General features: G+C 45.9%; 17 protein-coding genes. 5 read left to right on the top strand and 12 right to left on the bottom strand.

The features are described 5' to 3' along the window. Nucleotides 1–12: 12 nt before the first annotated feature. On the bottom strand, nucleotides 13–852 hold the full coding sequence (locus tag GPK81_RS17140) for a sugar phosphate isomerase/epimerase family protein (protein WP_118062138.1): 840 nt from the start codon (nucleotides 850–852) through the stop codon (nucleotides 13–15). Nucleotides 853–1,135: 283 nt separating this feature from the next. On the opposite strand from GPK81_RS17140, the gene GPK81_RS17135 reads away from it, so the two are divergent. Then, the gene (locus tag GPK81_RS17135; RefSeq protein WP_021977236.1) at nucleotides 1,136–2,044 is read left to right on the top strand and encodes a LysR family transcriptional regulator; all 909 of its coding nucleotides are present in this window, start codon (nucleotides 1,136–1,138) and stop codon (nucleotides 2,042–2,044) included. Nucleotides 2,045–2,181: 137 nt separating this feature from the next. On the opposite strand, the gene GPK81_RS17130 is transcribed toward GPK81_RS17135, so the two are convergent. The 6 genes from GPK81_RS17130 to GPK81_RS17105 form a co-directional block, all read right to left on the bottom strand. After that, nucleotides 2,182–2,970, bottom strand: coding sequence for a shikimate kinase (locus tag GPK81_RS17130; protein WP_021977237.1), 789 nt, complete (start codon nucleotides 2,968–2,970; stop codon nucleotides 2,182–2,184). 482 nt (nucleotides 2,971–3,452) lie between these two features. Next, nucleotides 3,453–4,352: a LysR family transcriptional regulator gene (locus GPK81_RS17125; RefSeq protein ID WP_021977238.1), complete on the bottom strand. Its 900-nt coding sequence runs from the start codon at nucleotides 4,350–4,352 to the stop codon at nucleotides 3,453–3,455. Between the two features lie 79 nt (nucleotides 4,353–4,431). Beyond that, nucleotides 4,432–5,103, bottom strand: a complete 672-nt coding sequence (locus tag GPK81_RS17120; protein WP_021977239.1) for a YkgJ family cysteine cluster protein — start codon at nucleotides 5,101–5,103, stop codon at nucleotides 4,432–4,434. Beyond that, complete coding sequence (locus GPK81_RS17115) at nucleotides 5,103–5,483, bottom strand: DUF6483 family protein (RefSeq protein WP_021977240.1); 381 nt, start codon at nucleotides 5,481–5,483, stop codon at nucleotides 5,103–5,105. The genes GPK81_RS17120 and GPK81_RS17115 overlap by 1 nt, the downstream gene beginning before the upstream one ends. A 105-nt stretch (nucleotides 5,484–5,588) precedes the next feature. Continuing rightward, on the bottom strand, nucleotides 5,589–7,781 hold the full coding sequence (locus GPK81_RS17110) for a DNA topoisomerase III (RefSeq protein ID WP_118071057.1): 2,193 nt from the start codon (nucleotides 7,779–7,781) through the stop codon (nucleotides 5,589–5,591). A 151-nt stretch (nucleotides 7,782–7,932) separates the two neighbouring features. Beyond that, nucleotides 7,933–8,607, bottom strand: coding sequence for a response regulator transcription factor (locus tag GPK81_RS17105; RefSeq protein ID WP_021977242.1), 675 nt, complete (start codon nucleotides 8,605–8,607; stop codon nucleotides 7,933–7,935). A 179-nt stretch (nucleotides 8,608–8,786) separates the two neighbouring features. Here GPK81_RS17105 and GPK81_RS17100 point away from each other — a divergent pair, with 179 nt between their 5' ends. Beyond that, a complete protein-coding gene (locus GPK81_RS17100; protein WP_021977243.1) occupies nucleotides 8,787–9,719 on the top strand; it encodes a diacylglycerol/lipid kinase family protein in 933 nt (310 codons plus the stop codon). 84 nt (nucleotides 9,720–9,803) lie between these two features. Further along, the gene (locus GPK81_RS17095; RefSeq protein ID WP_021977244.1) at nucleotides 9,804–10,493 is read left to right on the top strand and encodes a phosphatase PAP2 family protein; all 690 of its coding nucleotides are present in this window, start codon (nucleotides 9,804–9,806) and stop codon (nucleotides 10,491–10,493) included. Between the two features lie 37 nt (nucleotides 10,494–10,530). Here GPK81_RS17095 and GPK81_RS17090 read toward each other — a convergent pair whose 3' ends face one another. From GPK81_RS17090 to sfsA, 3 genes are read right to left on the bottom strand one after another with little or no spacing between them, the layout of a single operon-like run. Then, nucleotides 10,531–11,547 (bottom strand): glycosyltransferase family 2 protein, encoded by a 1,017-nt coding sequence (locus GPK81_RS17090; RefSeq protein WP_118062135.1) that lies wholly within the window; start codon nucleotides 11,545–11,547, stop codon nucleotides 10,531–10,533. Next, nucleotides 11,544–12,599 carry an A/G-specific adenine glycosylase gene (gene mutY, locus GPK81_RS17085; protein ID WP_021977246.1) on the bottom strand — a complete coding sequence of 352 codons (1,056 nt, stop codon included), beginning with the start codon at nucleotides 12,597–12,599 and terminating at the stop codon, nucleotides 11,544–11,546. Before mutY ends, GPK81_RS17090 begins: the two co-directional genes overlap by 4 nt. A gap of 12 nt (nucleotides 12,600–12,611) precedes the next feature. Then, nucleotides 12,612–13,292, bottom strand: a complete 681-nt coding sequence (gene sfsA, locus GPK81_RS17080) for a DNA/RNA nuclease SfsA (protein WP_215707396.1) — start codon at nucleotides 13,290–13,292, stop codon at nucleotides 12,612–12,614. 149 nt (nucleotides 13,293–13,441) lie between these two features. Between sfsA and GPK81_RS17075 the strand changes: the two genes are divergently transcribed. Both GPK81_RS17075 and GPK81_RS17070 read left to right on the top strand, forming a co-directional pair. Further along, complete coding sequence (locus GPK81_RS17075; RefSeq protein ID WP_215707395.1) at nucleotides 13,442–14,062, top strand: HAD family hydrolase; 621 nt, start codon at nucleotides 13,442–13,444, stop codon at nucleotides 14,060–14,062. A 2-nt stretch (nucleotides 14,063–14,064) separates the two neighbouring features. Then, complete coding sequence (locus GPK81_RS17070) at nucleotides 14,065–15,441, top strand: MATE family efflux transporter (RefSeq protein WP_215707431.1); 1,377 nt, start codon at nucleotides 14,065–14,067, stop codon at nucleotides 15,439–15,441. 168 nt (nucleotides 15,442–15,609) lie between these two features. On the opposite strand, the gene GPK81_RS17065 is transcribed toward GPK81_RS17070, so the two are convergent. Next, nucleotides 15,610–15,909: a DUF3784 domain-containing protein gene (locus GPK81_RS17065; RefSeq protein ID WP_021977250.1), complete on the bottom strand. Its 300-nt coding sequence runs from the start codon at nucleotides 15,907–15,909 to the stop codon at nucleotides 15,610–15,612. An 81-nt stretch (nucleotides 15,910–15,990) separates the two neighbouring features. Continuing rightward, on the bottom strand, nucleotides 15,991–17,751 hold the full coding sequence (locus GPK81_RS17060) for a L,D-transpeptidase family protein (protein ID WP_252196690.1): 1,761 nt from the start codon (nucleotides 17,749–17,751) through the stop codon (nucleotides 15,991–15,993). Nucleotides 17,752–17,853: the final 102 nt, after the last annotated feature.

Below are 17,853 nucleotides of genomic sequence, written 5' to 3'. Positions count from 1 at the left end.
TCTCCTTTCTGATTAAAGTACCTCTGGCCAGGCTTCTTCCAGTACCTTCTTTGTGTTCTCGTATGTATGTTTTGCAGCATACTCGATACCTTTTTCAAGGTTTGCATCGCTGATAACCTCTACGCCGATAGCGTTTGGTTTAATTCCTTTTTCACGGATCATTTTCACGAACGGTACGGTTGTTCCGATTCCGGTTCCAGGAGCAAGGCGGTCATGCATGGACTCATCTCTTAAGATAGTTGTCGCATATGGTCTTTCCCATACATCGTTGATCTGGATGGATACGATCTTATCTGCCGGGATTCCCTCAAGTACAGAAAGTTCGATCGGCTGGTTTGCTCTTACCCAGTGCCATGTATCGAGGATCAGTTTTGCATTCTCGCAGTCAGCAGCTTTTACAACAGCCCAGCCTTTTTTTACATCCGGGATTCCGCTGTATGGCATTGGCTCAACGCCGATGATGTATTTGCCAGCTCTCTGACAGAGCTCACGAAGTTTCTGTGCTGTATACTCCACAGAATAGTTCTCCATCAGTCCACAGTTGATCTGTTTTACGTTAAATAATTCACACATATGGAAGCAGAGCTGTTCTTTGTATTTCTGCTCGTAGGAACGATGCTCCTCTGCCCACTGTACGATATACTCAACCTCTGTTACCTTCATGTCATATTTATCCAGGATTGCCAGGATATCCTTATCGAAAAGTCCCTCATTCAGGGCATCTACGTAGGTTTCCGCTCTCAGGCCGATTCCCTCATAGCCAGCTTCTTTGGCAGCTTTTACACGGTCCTCAAATTTGCACTGATCCCCAAGTGTCCAGGAACTGATTGTAATTGGAAATTCTTTTGACATGATAACTCCTCCTGAAAATATAAATAATTTTTTTAGGTTTTTTTTAATTATTTTGTATCTTTTTTCTATAAGCATTATATAACTTCGTTAAATACAAAACAAATTGATTGTACCAGGAGAATTCATAGATTTTATCAATATATCGTGGTATACTATATAAAAACATTTTCACTGTACTGCCACCGTCACAGCAGTCAGACCGGCAATTCCTTCTGATCATCCGACTTCACTGGAATCTGCCTGAATAAAACATTCAGCTAAACTTACGAAAGGAGCTTCGAAAATGAACCTGTATCATCTTCGTTATTTCGTGACACTGGCGCATCTGGAACATTACACGAAAGCTGCTGATGTTCTGGCGATCACACAGCCCAGTTTAAGTCATGCGATCTCTTCCCTGGAGGAAGAACTTGGAGTGAAATTATTTGAAAAAAACGGACGGAATGTTTCTCTCACCAAATATGGCAAGACTTTTCTGGGAGATGTGGAAGAAACCCTGAACCGGCTGGATTCCTCTGTAAACGGCCTCCAGCTTGCAGGAAAAGGAGAAGGGCAAATTGATGTGGCTTTTCTCAGGACCCTTGGAGTTGATTTTGTGCCGAAGATCATCCGCAATTTTCTCACCGCCAACGAAGGAAAACAGATCAATTTCAATCTGTTCTGTGACAAGGTTCTTACCGGCGATATCCTTACCGGGCTGAAAGAGAAGAAATATGATATCGGCTTCTGTTCCAAATTTGATGACGAACCGCTGATCGAGTTTATCCCGGTTGCCAAACAGGACCTGGTGGTTATTGTTCCGCCCGGCCATCCTCTTGCGGAGAAATCCGAGATCCATCTGGAGGAAACCCTTCCTTACAAACAGATCATTTTTAAGAAACGAAGTGGGCTCCGCCAGATCATCGACCAGCTGTTTAAGAGTATCGGTCAGTACCCGGATGTGGCCTTTGAGATCGATGAGGACCAGGTTGCCGCAGGATTTGTTGCCAATGATTTCGGCATCTGCATTGCCCCGGATATCCCCATCCTTCATTCTTTGGATCTTAAGATCCTGCCCCTTGTTTCTCCAAGTTGGCAGAGAAATTTCTACATGGCCATGCTGAAAGATGTATACCATCCTCCGGTTGTGGAAGCCTTTAAGAAGTTTGTGATCGAGAAAACATCAAAAGAGATTTTCTATAAAACAAATTAAGAGCTTCGGGAGACCTTCCAAAGGAGATCTCCTGACAGCCAAAAAGACAGCTGTCCAATTCCCGTCTTGTTTCTGTACGGTTTATTGGACAGCTGTCCTCTTATTATGTAAGAATATTCTGTTTCTGTAATCAGTAATTATTTATTCGCATCTGCCTCACGAAGTCTGTGGATCATCTCCTCACAGATCTCAAGCTCGCTCTTACCATCGGTCTCAATAACGATGTCGGCTGCTGCCTCGTATTTCGCACGACGTTTCTCCATCAGATCTGCGATGAACGGAACCGTCTTGTTGTTCTCAAGCAGCGGACGGTCATGGTTGTCTTTTACACGCTCCAGGATCGTCTCAGGTTTTGCGGTAAGGAGTACAACACGGCCGTTTTTCTTCATTTCAACAACGTTGCGCTCTCTCATGGGAACACCACCGCCACAGGATACGACAACATTGGACTGAGACTGCATCTCAATGAGAAGGTTTGTCTCAAGCTCACGGAAATACTCTTCTCCGTAAGTCTCAAAGATATCGGAAATGCTCATTCCCTGTCTCTCCACGATACACTGATCCATCTCCACAACATCCATAGCCAGCGCGTTCTTCAGATAATCAGAGATTGTGGATTTCCCTGCGCCCATGAATCCGATCAGGAAAATATTGTAGTTGAAAAGATTTCTGGACTGGATTCTCTTACTGTTCTGTGTGATGCTTGCGAAAACATCATTAACTTCTTTCTTATGGCGTCTGCCTTCCATTCTGGCTTCCAGCCATCCTTTCTGCTTCGCCTCCTGCTCCGGCTGCAGTACCGGAAGATTGTTGGCTTCCTTGTATACCATGATGTCCTCTACGATTCTGTTTCTCATAAGCAGTGCGTCCAGGATGATCTCATCGCACTGTCCAAGGCTCTCTCTTAATACTTCTAACTGGTTCATAACTTCTCCTTTGCTTCGTTCGTTGTATCACGGATTTCCGTCATCACTTTATCACTTTAAACCAAGTGTCTGTTCTTATTATACCAACTGGTCATTTTTATCTCAACCTAAACTTTTATTGAATTTGCACATGTGATTCATAGATATTTTCTATGATTTTTTCAGGGAATCCTGTCACATATCTTACCGAAGAATGAGCCCTGACACCCGGAATCACACTTCTTCCTCTGCCCTCATAACCAAAATCCTATTGAAATCTACAGTCAAACGGATATTCGCAATCCGCATTCGCTACACAGCTCTACACCGAATAACTGCTTCGCAGTTTATCAGGAGGATCACTCCTCCTGATACAAGCAACTCCCCCCGCTGCTTATTGCTTTTCGCAAGTGAAGCAGGGGACTTCCTTGATTCGATTAAAAAATCTCTGCCCTATTATTACAAAAGCAGAGATTTTTTCATACAATTTTTTCACAGGTATTCTACTGTATCACTTCATAGATCCGGTAATGTTTGAAAATATAATCCCGAAACTGCTCCACAAGAGAACTTGGGTACCGTTTTTTCAACATTCCCATGTATATGTAACGGCGGTAATGAAGATTCTCGATATTTAAGATCTTCACAGGCAGAGTATGGATCACCGGCACATCCGGCACGATTCCCACACCGAACCCTTCTGCCACCATTCCCGCAAGGGCGCCATCCTCCTCCACTTCAAAAGCGGTTTCCGGTACGATCCCCTCTTTTTCAAAAAGTTCACGCACCACAAAATACAGCCCACTGGTAGGGGTAAAAGTCACCTGGGGATACTGGCCCAGTTCCTCTATGGTCACTGTATTTTTTCCGGCAAGAGCATGATCTTCCGGTACAACAGCCACCAGTTTTTCTTCCGCTACCGGTACAAAACTGATCTCTTTTTCCCCTTCCGCACGGGAGCAGAAGATCATGTCAAACTTTTCTTCTTTCAGGCCCCGGATCAGGTTCCCGGTAGCTGCATTCTGGAAATGAAAATCAATCTTCTTCCCTTCCTGCTCATCAAGAAACCCACGTACAAGTTCCGGAATAAATCTGCGTCCCTGGGTATGGATATATCCGATGGAAATGCTTCCGCCTGGAATCCTTGCCGCCTCCTGGATCCTCTCCACACCAAGATTCAGGATATGTAAGGAGTCCTGCACATATTTCAGAAACATTTCCCCGTATTTGGTCATGGTCACATTTCTTCCGTGACGCTCAAAAAGTGGAACCTGGAGTTCTTTTTCCAGGTTGGAGATGGCATGGCTGAGGCTTGGCTGTGTAATATCCAGCCGCTTGGCCGCCCTGGTATAATTTTCGATCTGGGCAAGCGTCACAAAATATGTGAGCTGATTTAAGTTCATATGTTAAAAAGTCCTTTCTTTCCTCCGCTTAAGAGACTTTCCGGCAGGTAATTCAGCCTGCCTCGCTGCCTGGTCTGTTTCACATACCAAGGCTCAGGAGCTCTTTTCCCGCCGCAAGTCTCTCGTAAAACTGCTCATAAAAATCCCGGTTTCCATCATAAGGTTTCCGATAGAACTGGTTTACCACATACATATTCAGGTTTCGAATCAGGTCACTGTCCTCACTCTCATAGAGAACTTCCTGTACATCCAGAAGAAAATAATGCCAGTCACAGACAAATTTTTCGTAATTTTTGAAATCCGGTGTATCTACCCATTTCCGGACCTTGATCTTACTGCGGCTGGTCTTTTTGCACTCGTGGATCTGAAGGATGTACTTAAATCCACCATCCTCATAATATCTTCCCAGCGGAAACAGGCGGCAGAAACCCGGACGGAAGCTGTGGATGGAGCACCTCCCGTTTCCATCCAGAAATACGCATCGTTCCTCTGCGCCCGCCATCTTAAGATGCGGCAAAATGTTCCCGTCTGTAACGCCAAGTTCGATTTTTCCCGTGAGAAGCTGGTCCGCACTTAAATGAAGGCCCTGGCTTAACCGCCATACATCCAGCGGGTCCAACACAACGGAATCTCCCATTCCCGTACAGCAGTCAAAACAGCCTTTGCAGTCCTGGCAGTCTGCCTTTACCATGTCATTTGCTTCGTATAAACGGCCGTCGGAAATCTCCTCCAGCGTAACTTCCCGCCGCATCAGACCAGAGTCTCCAGTCCGGTAACGCCCCAGTCCTCTGCCAGGCTTTTCACTCCGTCCAGAACCTCTTCTCTGGAGTAACCGTGGTCATCCAGGTAATCTCCGTCCATATCGTTGAGATACAGATAAAACGTAAGGGCAAGTTCCAGATAATCTGGATCATCATCCTCCATATTCATAAGAAGCTCATTTTCCGCTCCGTTGATATCTCCCTCATCAGCAAGTCCGATAACCTTCTTAAAAAGATGATCTGCTTCTGTATAATCTGCCTCTGCTGCCGGAAGTGTATACTGTGGCATGTCTCCTTTAAGAAGAAGCCTTGTGATCAGTCTTGCGATATCCTGAATATTTCCTGACATTCTGTCATCCTGTAATCCCATATCCGTTTCCTCTCTTTCTGCTGTCCTGTTCTGCCAGATACCTGCTTTCTGACCGGCGCATCTATATCCAAATCTCCGGGTACCTGCTTCTGACAGCCAACTTATTTAATCCAGTCTGATTCCTGATAATGCCTGTGCAAATGCGTTGTTTACCGGCTCGTTGGCCTCTTTCTGCTGTTTTTTAAGATAACGCTGCACATCCCTTTTATTGACACCTGCACCTTCTTTGGCACGTCTTGCCTGGAAAGCTGAAAGCTTCTCTTTATATCCGCACTGGCATACAAAGGTCTCTTCTTTTCCCTTCAGAAGCATCTCCATCCGCTTGTGGCATTTCGGGCAGCGCGCGTTGGTAGTTCTGGATACCGTCTCCCTGTATCCGCATTCTCTGTCCTCACATACCAGCATCTTCGCATTCTTTCCATTAACTGCCAGAAGGTGTTTGCCACAGTTGGGGCATTTCTTGTTTGTCATATTGTCATGGCGGAACGTTCCCTGTCCGCTCTTGATCTCATCTACGATCTCACAGGCATACTCACGGATCCCTGTGAGGAATTTATCCTGACGGAGTTTCCCGTTTGCGATATCGCTGAGTTTCATCTCCCAGTCTGCGGTAAGTTCCGGCTTCTTCAGTTCTTCCGGAACCAGTTCCAGGAGCTGTTTTGCCTTGGAGGTAATGTAGATCTCATTGCCTCTTTTTTCCATCATAAAACTGTTAAAAAGTTTCTCGATGATATCGGCTCTTGTTGCTACTGTTCCAAGACCGCCGGTTTCGCCCAGAGTTTTTGCCGCCTTTTTGTCGTGGCTTTCCATAAAGTGGACCGGATTCTCCATGGCGCCAAGAAGTGTGGCCTCTGTAAATCTTGCAGGCGGTTTTGTCTGTCCATTTGTAAGGGATGCAGATTCCACAGTAAGAATCTGGCCTTCCGCAAGGGCCGGAAGCTTCTGGTCTTTCAGCCTGTCAGCCTCCTCTTCTTCCTCATCCTGACAGCCACCTTCATAGACTTCTCTCCATCCGGCGCTTTTTACGATTCGTCCGCTTGCGGCGAAAGTTTCTCCTGCTGCCGTTCCTTCCATGCTCACCTGCTCATATACAGCCGGCGGATACAGCACACTTAAGAAACGGCGGACTACCATATCATAAATTTTCCGTTCCTCATTTGTCATATGATCCAGCTGTACAAACTGTTCTGTCGGAATAATTGCATGATGGTCACTGACTTTCTTATCATCCACAAAACTTGCATTGGCCTGGATTGGTTTGTTGGCAAGCACACCGGCAAGTTTCCGGTAAGGACCTGTTCCACATGCCTGAAGACGTTCTTTAATAGTAGGAACTACGTCTTTTCCGATATATCTGGAATCGGTCCTTGGATAAGTAAGAACCTTATGGTTCTCATAGAGCCGCTGCATGATGTTCAGCGTCTCTTTTGCGGAAAAACCGTATTTCTGATTGGCCTCTCTCTGAAGAGTTGTCAGATCATAAAGTCCCGGTGCATAAGTTTTCTTCGGCTTTCTGGAAACTTTTGTTACGGTAATGCTGCCTTTTCCGGCTTTTGTCTGGATCTCCTGGGCACGTTCCTTCTTAAATGTACGGAGGCTTCCGCTCTTTCCGTCACGCCAGGTCCAGCGCACGTTTCCTGCCTCAATAGTAATTCCGTAATAGCTTTCCGGTTTAAATTCCCGGATCTCCTGCTCTCTTCTTGCGATCATGGCAAGGGTCGGTGTCTGCACACGTCCGCAGGAAAGCTGTGCATTGTATTTACAGGTCAGCGCTCTGGTTCCGTTCATTCCCACCAACCAGTCTGCCTCTGCCCTTGCCTGTGCCGCACGGTAAAGATTATCATAATCATGACCATTCTTAAGGTGGGCAAAACCGTCACGGATCGCCTTGTCCGTTACCGATGAGATCCACAGACGTTTGATTGGTTTATGACAGTCTGCCTTTGCAAGGATCCATCTGGCTACCAGTTCTCCCTCTCGTCCGGCATCTGTGGCAATGATGATCTCCCCGATATCCTTCCGGTAAAGCTGGGTTTTTACTGCATTGTACTGTTTGGATGTCTGACGGATCACCACCAGTTTCATCTTCTCCGGCATCATGGGAAGAGTGGAAAGTTCCCATTTGGTATATTTTTTATCGTATTCTTCCGGATCTGCCAGGGTTACCAGATGTCCCAGTGCCCAGGTCACCACATAGTCTTTTCCTTCCAGGGTTCCGTTCCCTTTCTGGCTGCAGTGGAGGACTCTGGCAATGTCTCTGGCAACCGACGGTTTCTCTGCGATCACTAATGATTTCATATTTTTTATTTCACCTCATGCTCTTTGGAGCCTTCTCGATTACGCTCCAGGGTTCACCTATTATAGCATGAAAAAAGCACTTCGTCCAGAAAAGGGCCAAAGCCTTTTTCCGTCGAAATGCTCTTTTATTTTTTTGTGTTTTTTGTTTTTATTACGCGCATTTTCCGCTGATCTTATAACCTACCCCACGGACCGTTTCCACCAGATCACCGGCTGAACCAAGTTTCTGGCGAAGGGTACGGATATGTACATCTACGGTTCTGCTTTCCCCGTCAAATTCATATCCCCAGATCTGATTTAAAAGCTGAGTTCTGGAGAGAACCGTTCCACTGTTTTTCAGAAGGAGACAAAGCATCTCATATTCTTTCAGTGTCAGATTCACTGGTTCCTGGTCAACGGTCACCTCATGTCTTCCCGGACACACATAAAGATTTTCCATGCGGTATTCCTCTGCGCCATTGTCCTCTGATCTCCGAAGAAGGGCCCGTACCCTGGAGATCAGTTCCATCATGCGGAACGGTTTCGGAATATAGTCATCTGCACCGCTGTCCAGGCCTACCACTGTATCAAATTCACTGCCTTTTGCAGTAAGCATGATCACCGGAAGTTTCCGGACATCCGGACGGATACGGATTTTCTTTAAAATAGACAGTCCGTCTTCTTCCGGAAGCATAATATCCAGAAGTACCAGAGAAGGCTGTTCTTTTTCCATCGCCTTCCAGAAAAGTGATGGCCGTTCAAATCCCTGTGCATCAAGGCCCTGACTGTTTAATGTATATACAACAAGTTCACGGATACTTTCGTCATCTTCCACCAGATATATCATAATTTTCCTCCAACTTCATTTTTCACCTGACAGTTGCAAGTATAAAGTGCCTTCGTAAAATCCAACATAGAAAAAACGTTAAGTTTATGTAAAATATAGAAATCCTTAAGAAATTTTAATTTGTAAAAGCCGGACGTCAATGTTATGATAAAGCTGACAGTTGTTTGGAGGTTTTTATTATGTATTCTTTTATTGTGAATCCCAATTCAAGATCCGGAGAGGGGCGTAATGTCTGGAACCGGCTTCGCAGCATCATGGAAAGTCAGGGGATTTCATATCAGTATTTTCTCACAGAATATGTGGGACACGCCACAGTGCTGGCAGAAAAGATCAGTGCCGCTGGAACGCCGGAAGATCCGGTAACGCTGGTAACTGTAGGCGGTGATGGCACAATTTACGAAGTACTTACCGGGATCCGTGATCTGTCTTCAGTCATCTTTGGATTTATTCCGGTTGGGTCCGGCAATGATTTCTGCCGCAGCATGGGTCTGCCATTTGATCCTTTTGAAGCACTTCACTCCATCCTTGAGAACAGAAGGACGATTTCCATGGATGTTCCTGTGATCCATCTTGGCAGCCATTCTTACCGGTTCGGCATCAGTGCGGGAATGGGTTACGATGCTGCAGTCTGCCAGGAAGTCCTGATCACCCCGGGGAAAAAATTTCTCAACCGTCTCCATATGGGCAAACTGATCTATCTTATGGTGGCGCTGAAACAGTTTCTCTTCCTCACCCCGTCTTCGGTTACGGTAACCTTTGACGGAAGCGAACCACAAACCTTCGGGAAAACCTGGTTTGTGGCTGTAATGAACCAGAAATACGAAGGAGGCGGCTTTAAGTTCTGCCCGGATGCCAGTCCGGATGACGGCCTTCTGGATGTAATCGTCATTGAAGGAATCTCCAAACTGAAAATGCTTTTCTGCCTGCCAGGTGCACTCTGGGGAAAACATACACACCTTCGCGGTGTACATATTTCGCAGTGCAAAAACGTACATATTACAAGTGACCGTCCTCTTCCTGTGCATAAAGACGGAGAATCCGGCGGAATCCAGCGTGAATTTTCTGTGACCATTGAAAAGAAACCTTTAAAAATCATAATGCCTGTGTTATAGTAGCAGGTAGATACTTGACAAAAAAGAAGCTTAAGACTGACACCCATGGCATTTTGGCCATACATCAAGAAAAGGAGCGGCAAAATGTTGAGTAAGATAAAAAAATACAGGCACGGTTTTATCATAGCGATCTATTTCGTTGTGTATCTTATCCTGTTTGGATATCTGGAACAGCGGCCTGTACGTGCCTACCATGTTGTACATACTGTTTTTGATGATATGATCCCGTTCTGCGAGATTTTTATTATTCCGTACCTTTTATGGTTTCCATATGTGATACTGACAGTTGTGTATTTCCTGTTCCGCAATAAGAATAAACGGGAATATTTCCAGCTGATCTTCAATCTGATGATGGGAATGACGGTTTTCCTTGTTGTTTCCTACATCTATCCGAATATTCAGCATCTCCGCCCTGCGGTATTCCCGAGAAACAATATCTTTACACAGCTGATTGCAGAAATCTACAGGACAGATACCCCGACCAACATCCTGCCAAGTATCCATGTATTTAATTCCCTGGCTGTTTATTTTGCCATCCATCACTGCCAGGCACTGAAAGATAAGAAATGGATCCAGAGAGGATCTCTGATCCTTTCCATTCTGATCATCCTGTCCACCATGTTTATCAAACAGCATTCGGTGATCGATGTATGTCTCGGTACCACACTGGCATTGTTCGGACATCTGCTGTTCTACCCACAGAGAGTGGAAGATTATGAGGAACAGCGTGCTATGGCACAGATGAGCAAGAAGAAACCGGAACAAAATTTATAACAAAAAAAGCCCCGTTGGGGGCTTTTTTATTTGCGTCCTAGTTAAATCCATAAAACTTCTGACAGATCTTATAGGCTGCCACAAACATCTTTCTTCCACCTCTTCCCGGAAGGTTGGACACTCTTCCGAAAAGACTTCTCCGAAGTTTCCGGTACAGTCCCATATTCTGATCTTTGATGTAATCCTGCAGCTCCTGTTTTTTATCCAGGCATTCCTGCGTTGCAGCTCTTACCAGCATGATTGAAGAAACGGTTGTGATGATATCCAGATAGCTGAACATATACGCACGGAGTCTCCGGTTGCTTACATTTGCTTTCAGATAGGCATCCACCATCAGCTTGTTTACACGGATCTGCTGATCAATACGTTTGATCATTACTTTCTCATTGACGGACTGATCATCTCTTCCAATAAAATACCGGTAGAAATTCACATCCAGATAATAGAGATTTTTTACATAGGGAAGCGGCTCAAACGCAAACAGATTATCTACATAGAACGTATGCTTCGGAAGTTCCATTCCACAGTCATGAAGAAGTTTGGTACGGTAGATCATGGAATGCATAAGAAGGTACTGGCCTTTTTTCATATGGCGTACTTCGTCCCATCCGAAAATCTGGTTTGTTGGAAAACAGTGTCTGTACTGCATGACCTTTTTGCGGGTAGCTCCCTGCTTCTCATAGACGAAATTACTGATAAGAAGATCCACAGTCTCGGCTCCGCGGGTGAGATCGTAAAGTGTCTTCAGGATCTCATAATAGGCATCCTGATTTACCCAGTCATCGCTGTCCACAACTTTGAAATAAAGTCCTGTTGCGTTTTTGATTCCTGTGTTCACTGCCTGTCCATGGCCGCCGTTTTCCTGATGGATGGCTTTTACGATGGTTGGATATTTCTCGGCATAATCATCTGCAATCTCGGCAGTACGGTCACTGGAACCATCATCTACAATGATGATCTCTACTTCCTCTCCTCCGATCAGCAGGGAATTGATGCATTTTGACATATAAGCCTCTGAATTATAGCATGGTATTGCTACGCTCAAAAGTTTCATGTGTTTTCCTCCTTCATGTATCTGGTGTATGCGCGAAACGCAGATGGTATTGCATATTTCTCGGCAGATTCTCTCTTATCTGCAAACAGGAACTTTTCCCTAGGTGCTTCTTCCAGAGAAGATACCGCGATACGGTAAGCGCACATCCTCCATTCAATATGTGAAAAAATGTGCTTCGCATCCGGCAGTGCTTCGATCCTTAAGGGTTCCAGTCCCATATCTTTTACCTGGGCGAGAGCTGCCTTTTTGGTCAGGTGTCCTTCCACATTGGGAAGCTCATAAAGGCCTGCCAAAAGTCCTGTATCCGGGCGTTTCCGGATTGCTGTGCTGGCACCGTCCTGGATTACAAGGATGGTGCGCTGTTCTATGGTGCGGGCTTTTTTCGGTGCTTTTACCGGAAGTTCTTCTACTGTTCCGTGTTTTCTGGCAAGGCAGAATTCTCCTAGAGGACATTCTTCGCATTTTGCCGTTCCGTTTGGAACACAGACTACAGCTCCCAGTTCCATCATGGCCTGGTTGAAATCTCCGGGCCGATCCTTGGGCATCCGCTCTGTAAGCTCGTTTTCTACAGCTTTCCGCACAGACTGTTTCATGATATCTTCATGGTTTTCGGTTAGTCTTGTATATACCCGCAGTACATTTCCATCTACTGCCGGGACTTTCTTCCCGTAGGCAATGGATGCAATGGCACCTGCCGTATATCTTCCTATTCCTTTTAACGAGAGAAGTGTCTCAAAGTCTTCAGGAATCCTGCCGTCATATTCTTCCATGACCTGAATGGCCGCTTTCTGCATGTTGCGGACACGGCTGTAATAGCCAAGTCCCTCCCACAGCTTGACAATACGCTCCTCCGGCGCCGCCGCAAGTGCTGCCACATCTGGAAGCTCCTGGATAAACCGTGCAAAATAAGGTTTCACAGCTTCCACTCTGGTCTGCTGGAGCATGATCTCCGATACCCAGGTGTAATAGGCATTGTCCTTATCACGCCAGGGCAGGATCCTCTTGTTTTTATCGTACCATTTCAGAAGGGGTTCTGCAATGTTTTCGGTCATATTGTTTCCTTTCTATAATTTCACCGGTACCGGATCACAGATCTTCATGGAATCTTCCGTGATGGCGCAGTCATAGGCCAGGATGTGGACACCGGCATCTGCTGCCTCCTTAAGTGTTTCCCCGAACTTCGGATGTGTCTCCCGGTTCGGTTCAAAATACCGTACGTCCTTCATCTGGATCACCAGAAGAAGATAGGCCTCATAGCCGTCAGATGCCGCTTTCATCAGTTCGTGGAGATGCTTGATCCCACGCTCTGTAGGTGCGTCCGGAAAACGCACGATATCATTTTCTTCCAGGGTGACGCCTTTTACCTCAATAAAAGCCTTTCGCTCTTCAGATTCCACATACAGATCAAAACGGGAGTTTCCATATGTCTTCTCCCGCCTGACAGTCACTTTCTCCGGAAAAAGATTTCCGGCTGCCACCCACTCTTCTGCTGCTTTATTCGGAGCCTGGGAATCCATATTGATCCAACGGCCCGCCTTGTTTACACAGATCAGATCGTATTTTGTTTTCCTGGCAGGATTGTCACTCTTTTCCAGGATCACTTCTGTTTCCGGAACAAGAAGTTGTCTGCATCTGCCTGTGTTCTTTACGTGAACCGTCTCCAGCTGATCCCCGATCTGTACATGGGCGATAAACCGGTTTGGCCTGTCTTTGAAAATACCTCTGATCGTATTTTTATAGTTCATATTTTTTCCCTCATATCTTTTACTATAACATAAAATCTTCAAAAGCACAGTTGCTTTTTTTTCTTTTCTCATATAGAATTGTTTTGTACTATGTCCAGTACAAAGAGTTGCTTTTTTACATATTACAGATATTTTGGGAGGTTTTTCTGATGGACAGTATTATTTTTGATGTTGACGGTACGCTCTGGGATTCCACAGGGATCGTGGCTGAGGCATGGAGCGATTACCTTATCCATACGGAACACATGGATACCGATGTAAGTTCCAGCCGGCTGATGGGACTTTTTGGCCAGCTGCTGCCGGATATTGCGAAGGCTCTTTTTCCGGAGCTTTCGGAAGCGGAACAGCTTCGGATCATTGACGGCTGCTGCCAGGCAGAGCACGAGGCACTGCTTCGCAAATGTGCTCCGCTGTATCCGGATCTTGAGGAAACACTGAAGATCCTTTCCAGCCGTTTTCCTCTTTTTATCGTCAGTAACTGCCAGGCCGGATATATTGAAGTGTTCCTGAAATCCACAGGCTTTGGCCACTATTTCAAGGGCCATCTCTGTCCCGGTGACACCGGCATGGCCAAAGCGGAAAATATCATGAAGATCCGCGAGGATAATAATCTTTCCGATCCGGTTTATATCGGTGATACTATAGGAGACTTTAATGCCTGCCGGAAAGCAGGAGTTCCTTTTATCTTTGCTGAATACGGTTTCGGTCAGGTGGATAAACCGGATTACCGGATCACCAGGCCTTTTGACCTTACGGAGATATGCAGATGAGTATGAAAAGATCAAAATCCATAGACCTTACTTCCGGTCCAATCCTGAAAACTCTTGCGGAACTGGCCCTTCCTATCATGGCCTCTTCCTTTCTGGGAACTGCCTATAATATCACGGACATGGCCTGGATCGGGCTTCTGGGATCCAAAGCAGTTGCCGGCGTAGGGGTAGGTGGCATGTATGTGTGGCTTTCCCAGGGACTGGTCGCCCTTCCCCGAATGGGCGGACAGGTAAACACTGCCCAGGCCTGCGGCAGGAAAGATTATAAAGAAGCCGGTTTCTACGCAGCCAGTGCCTTGCAGATGACCATTCTGTTCGGCCTCTTATTTGCTGTGGCAAGCATCGTTTTTCTCGATCCGCTGATCGGATTTTTTAATCTGGCAGACCCTGATGCCTATGCTTCTGCCAGATCTTATATGCTGATCACCTGCGGACTGATCATTTTTTCCTTCCTGAACCTGACCCTCACCGGACTTTTCACAGCTCAGGGAGATTCCAGGTCACCACTGATGGCCAATTTTCTGGGACTTGTAGGAAATATGATCCTGGATCCACTCCTGATTCTTGGCGTGGGACCGTTTCCACGGCTTGAGACTGTGGGGGCTGCCATTGCCACAGTAACTGCTCAGATCCTGGTTTTTTCAGTGTTGGTTTTCCGTATTTTTACGTCCAGGCTGGAACCCAATGTACTTCGTGGGCTTCATCTTTTCTCACGTTTTCCGGGAAAATTTTATAAAAATATCCTCCGCATTGGTCTGCCAACAGCTATCCAGAGCATGATCTACTGCATGATCTCCATGGTACTGACCAGAATGGTTTCCGCCTTCGGTGCTGCTGCCATCGCTGTCCAGCGTGTGGGCGGGCAGATCGAATCTGTTTCCTGGAATACCGCAGATGGTTTTGCCTCTGCATTAAATGCATTTACCGCACAGAATTTCGGTGCAAAAAAATACGACCGCATCCGCCATGGATACCGCATTTCTTTCGGCATCCTGGCAATCTGGGGTCTTATTATAACCGCATCTTTTGTGCTGCTTCCACGCCCGATCTCCGGTCTGTTTTTCCATGATCCGGAGTCACTTGGAATTTCCGTAAATTACCTGATCATCATTGGTTTCAGCGAGGCGTTTATGGCCATTGAGCTGATGACCATCGGTGCTCTGTCCGGTCTTGGAATGACCAAACTCTGCAGTATCATCAGCATTATCCTGACCGGTTCCAGAATTCCGCTTGCCATGCTGCTGACTCACGTGGGAATGGGACTTGACGGTATCTGGTGGGCGCTTTCCCTTACTTCCATTGTAAAGGGCATTGTCTTTACAATGACATTCCGTCATACCAGCCGTACAAAATTAAACGATAGTAGTTCCGGGAATTAATGCATCAAAAGGAACTTGTCCGGATGTGATCTACCGCTTCCCACAATGCTGTCAGACCTTTACAGGATTACTCAAAATAAAAACCTCTCTGCGAATCCGGAAACGATAAGAATCGTTTCCGGATATCCACAGAGAGGTTTTTTATGGATCACAGAAATCGGCCCTATATTATTTTTTCAGACATTTTGTTCTGAGAAGAAACAGAAAAACTGCGAGGATCACAAATAAGATAACCACATATGCAATCTTTGCTGCCATGCTTTCGGTAAAAGCATCGACCCCGGTGGCAATTCCAATAAGAATCAGGCAGATTCCGGAAAACTTTTCCATTTTTTTCTCATCATATTTCTGTGCTCTGGCCTGAGTATTCCCACCTTTCATAAACACAGATCCATGACCTGTAAGAAGCATAACGCCTATTACCAGCGCCGCAATTGCCAGTACATAACTGAATGTCTGATCAAACATAATTATTTTCCTCCTTATAAATAACAGGAGCCCCGCACCGGATCACCGGCTGGCTCCTGTTTGTTATTGCTATAGATCCGATCAATAAAAACAGATAATCGGAACATTGTACTGAATAATATTGTAAAGCTCTCCTGCCTTATCCGGCGGCATATTGATACAGCCGTGGGAACCTCCTGTGAGATACCGGTCACCACCAAAGTATGGCTGCCAGTCCGCATCATGGAATCCAATTCCTCCGTTAAACGGCATCCAGTAAGTTACCGGCTGTTCATAAGAATATGTTCCATCTGCTTTCTTGGTACCACGGAGTACATCCGGGCTCTTCTTGTAATACAGGGTGAAAATTCCAGGAGGCGTTTTTCTATCCGGATCACTTGCGAGTCCGGATACGATATCCGACTCAAATATTACATTTCCATCCTGATAATACCACATATACTGCTCAGTCAGATCCACCTCAATGTAAGTATTACCCAGATCATTGACGCCATAGGAATTGGCTCTCATGGAATAAACCGGCTCTCTGGTCGTCTGCGTTCCGGACTGTATCTCCTGGGTAAGCTGTGCTACCTCTCCGTCCTGATCGATCTTCCAGCCATATGCAGATCCATATACAGATACTGTTCTTCCACTTGTAGTCTGGAACTGCCGCTCTGTGCCAACTGTGTCATGTGCTGCCGCAAGCTGTGCTACATAATCAACAATATGCTGTTTAAAAGACGCATCATCCTGGATCAGCTGTCCTTTCTCGTCAAACTGCAGCCAGTCTTTGATCGTATTTCCGTCAAGAGTTACTGTCTCATCCCCAAATGTATACGTGATACTTGCTTTCGCAAAATTGTTGTATGCATCTACAGTTGCCTGAAGATCAGCACTGTCACTTGTGATATCGGCTGTGACATAAGCATCCGGATTGCTTCCTAGATCTACTTCCGCGTCATCACTGCTGATGGCCTCACTGATCATCTGATAAGCTTCTTTTACCTTCAGCTCACTTCCTGCTGTCTCCGGCACAATAGTGAACTCAGAATTATTAAAACTTACGTATGCATTTTCCGGAGCTACCTGATTCTCCTTCTGTGCACAGTTCAGCGACTTCACCTCATTCTCCAGCTTGGTCTTGTCAAAAGCTGTCTCCTCTTTCGCTGTATAGGTTGTTTTTTCAAAAAAACCTTTCACCCATTCATAAGGTTTCTGCTCTTTCAGAAGATTCAATATCTCTCCACTTGATATATAGCGATAGTCGATATCCGAACCGGTGATCGTCTGTGCTTCCTGATCTCTGGCCTTTATCTCAATGCTGTAATCCGCCATCTTACTGGCGATCTCCTGTTCTACCTCATACGCAGTTTTATTGGAACTGTTAATTCCATTGATCGTTGTCCCCTCAAAAAAATGATTCGTGTAGTAATAAGACACTCCTGCGTACGCACACCCGGCAGCAACCAGAACCATCGCTGCGATCATTCCAGTTACCCTCAAAGCCTTATGCTTTTTCTTTTTGGGGAGAACGATGGGGGCAAATTCAGATTCATCAATAGGCACATAACTGATCTTCTTCGGCCTCGCTGACTTGGAAGTGACTGTACCATTGCCAGATGGCCGTCCTGATCTTGAAGTTCCTGATCCACCGGATGGTCTCGCAGATCTTGCATGCGACACATTAGATGGTCTGGCTGACTTCGAATGTCCTGCAGATTTTGAGTTCTCTGCTGTTACGTGAGAAGCGGATGGATCTGATTTTTTCTCAGGCTGGACATCTCCGACTGTATCACTGACAATCTTCGCCATGGCGTCATTGATCTTATCTTCGATGTCTTTCTTCTCCTCGTTGCTCATATTTATATTTCACCTCTATGTTTATGTGTCTTTCGAAAAGACACCTTTCCATTGATACTTTCCGGGCTAATCCGCACTGATGTGCACGGATCAGTTACCAGC

The organism is Blautia sp. MCC283 (assembly GCF_018785565.1).
Lineage (GTDB): Bacteria > Bacillota > Clostridia > Lachnospirales > Lachnospiraceae > Blautia_A.
The sequence above is the reverse complement of the archived record's forward strand: the minus strand, read 5'-3'. Positions and strand labels throughout refer to the sequence as shown.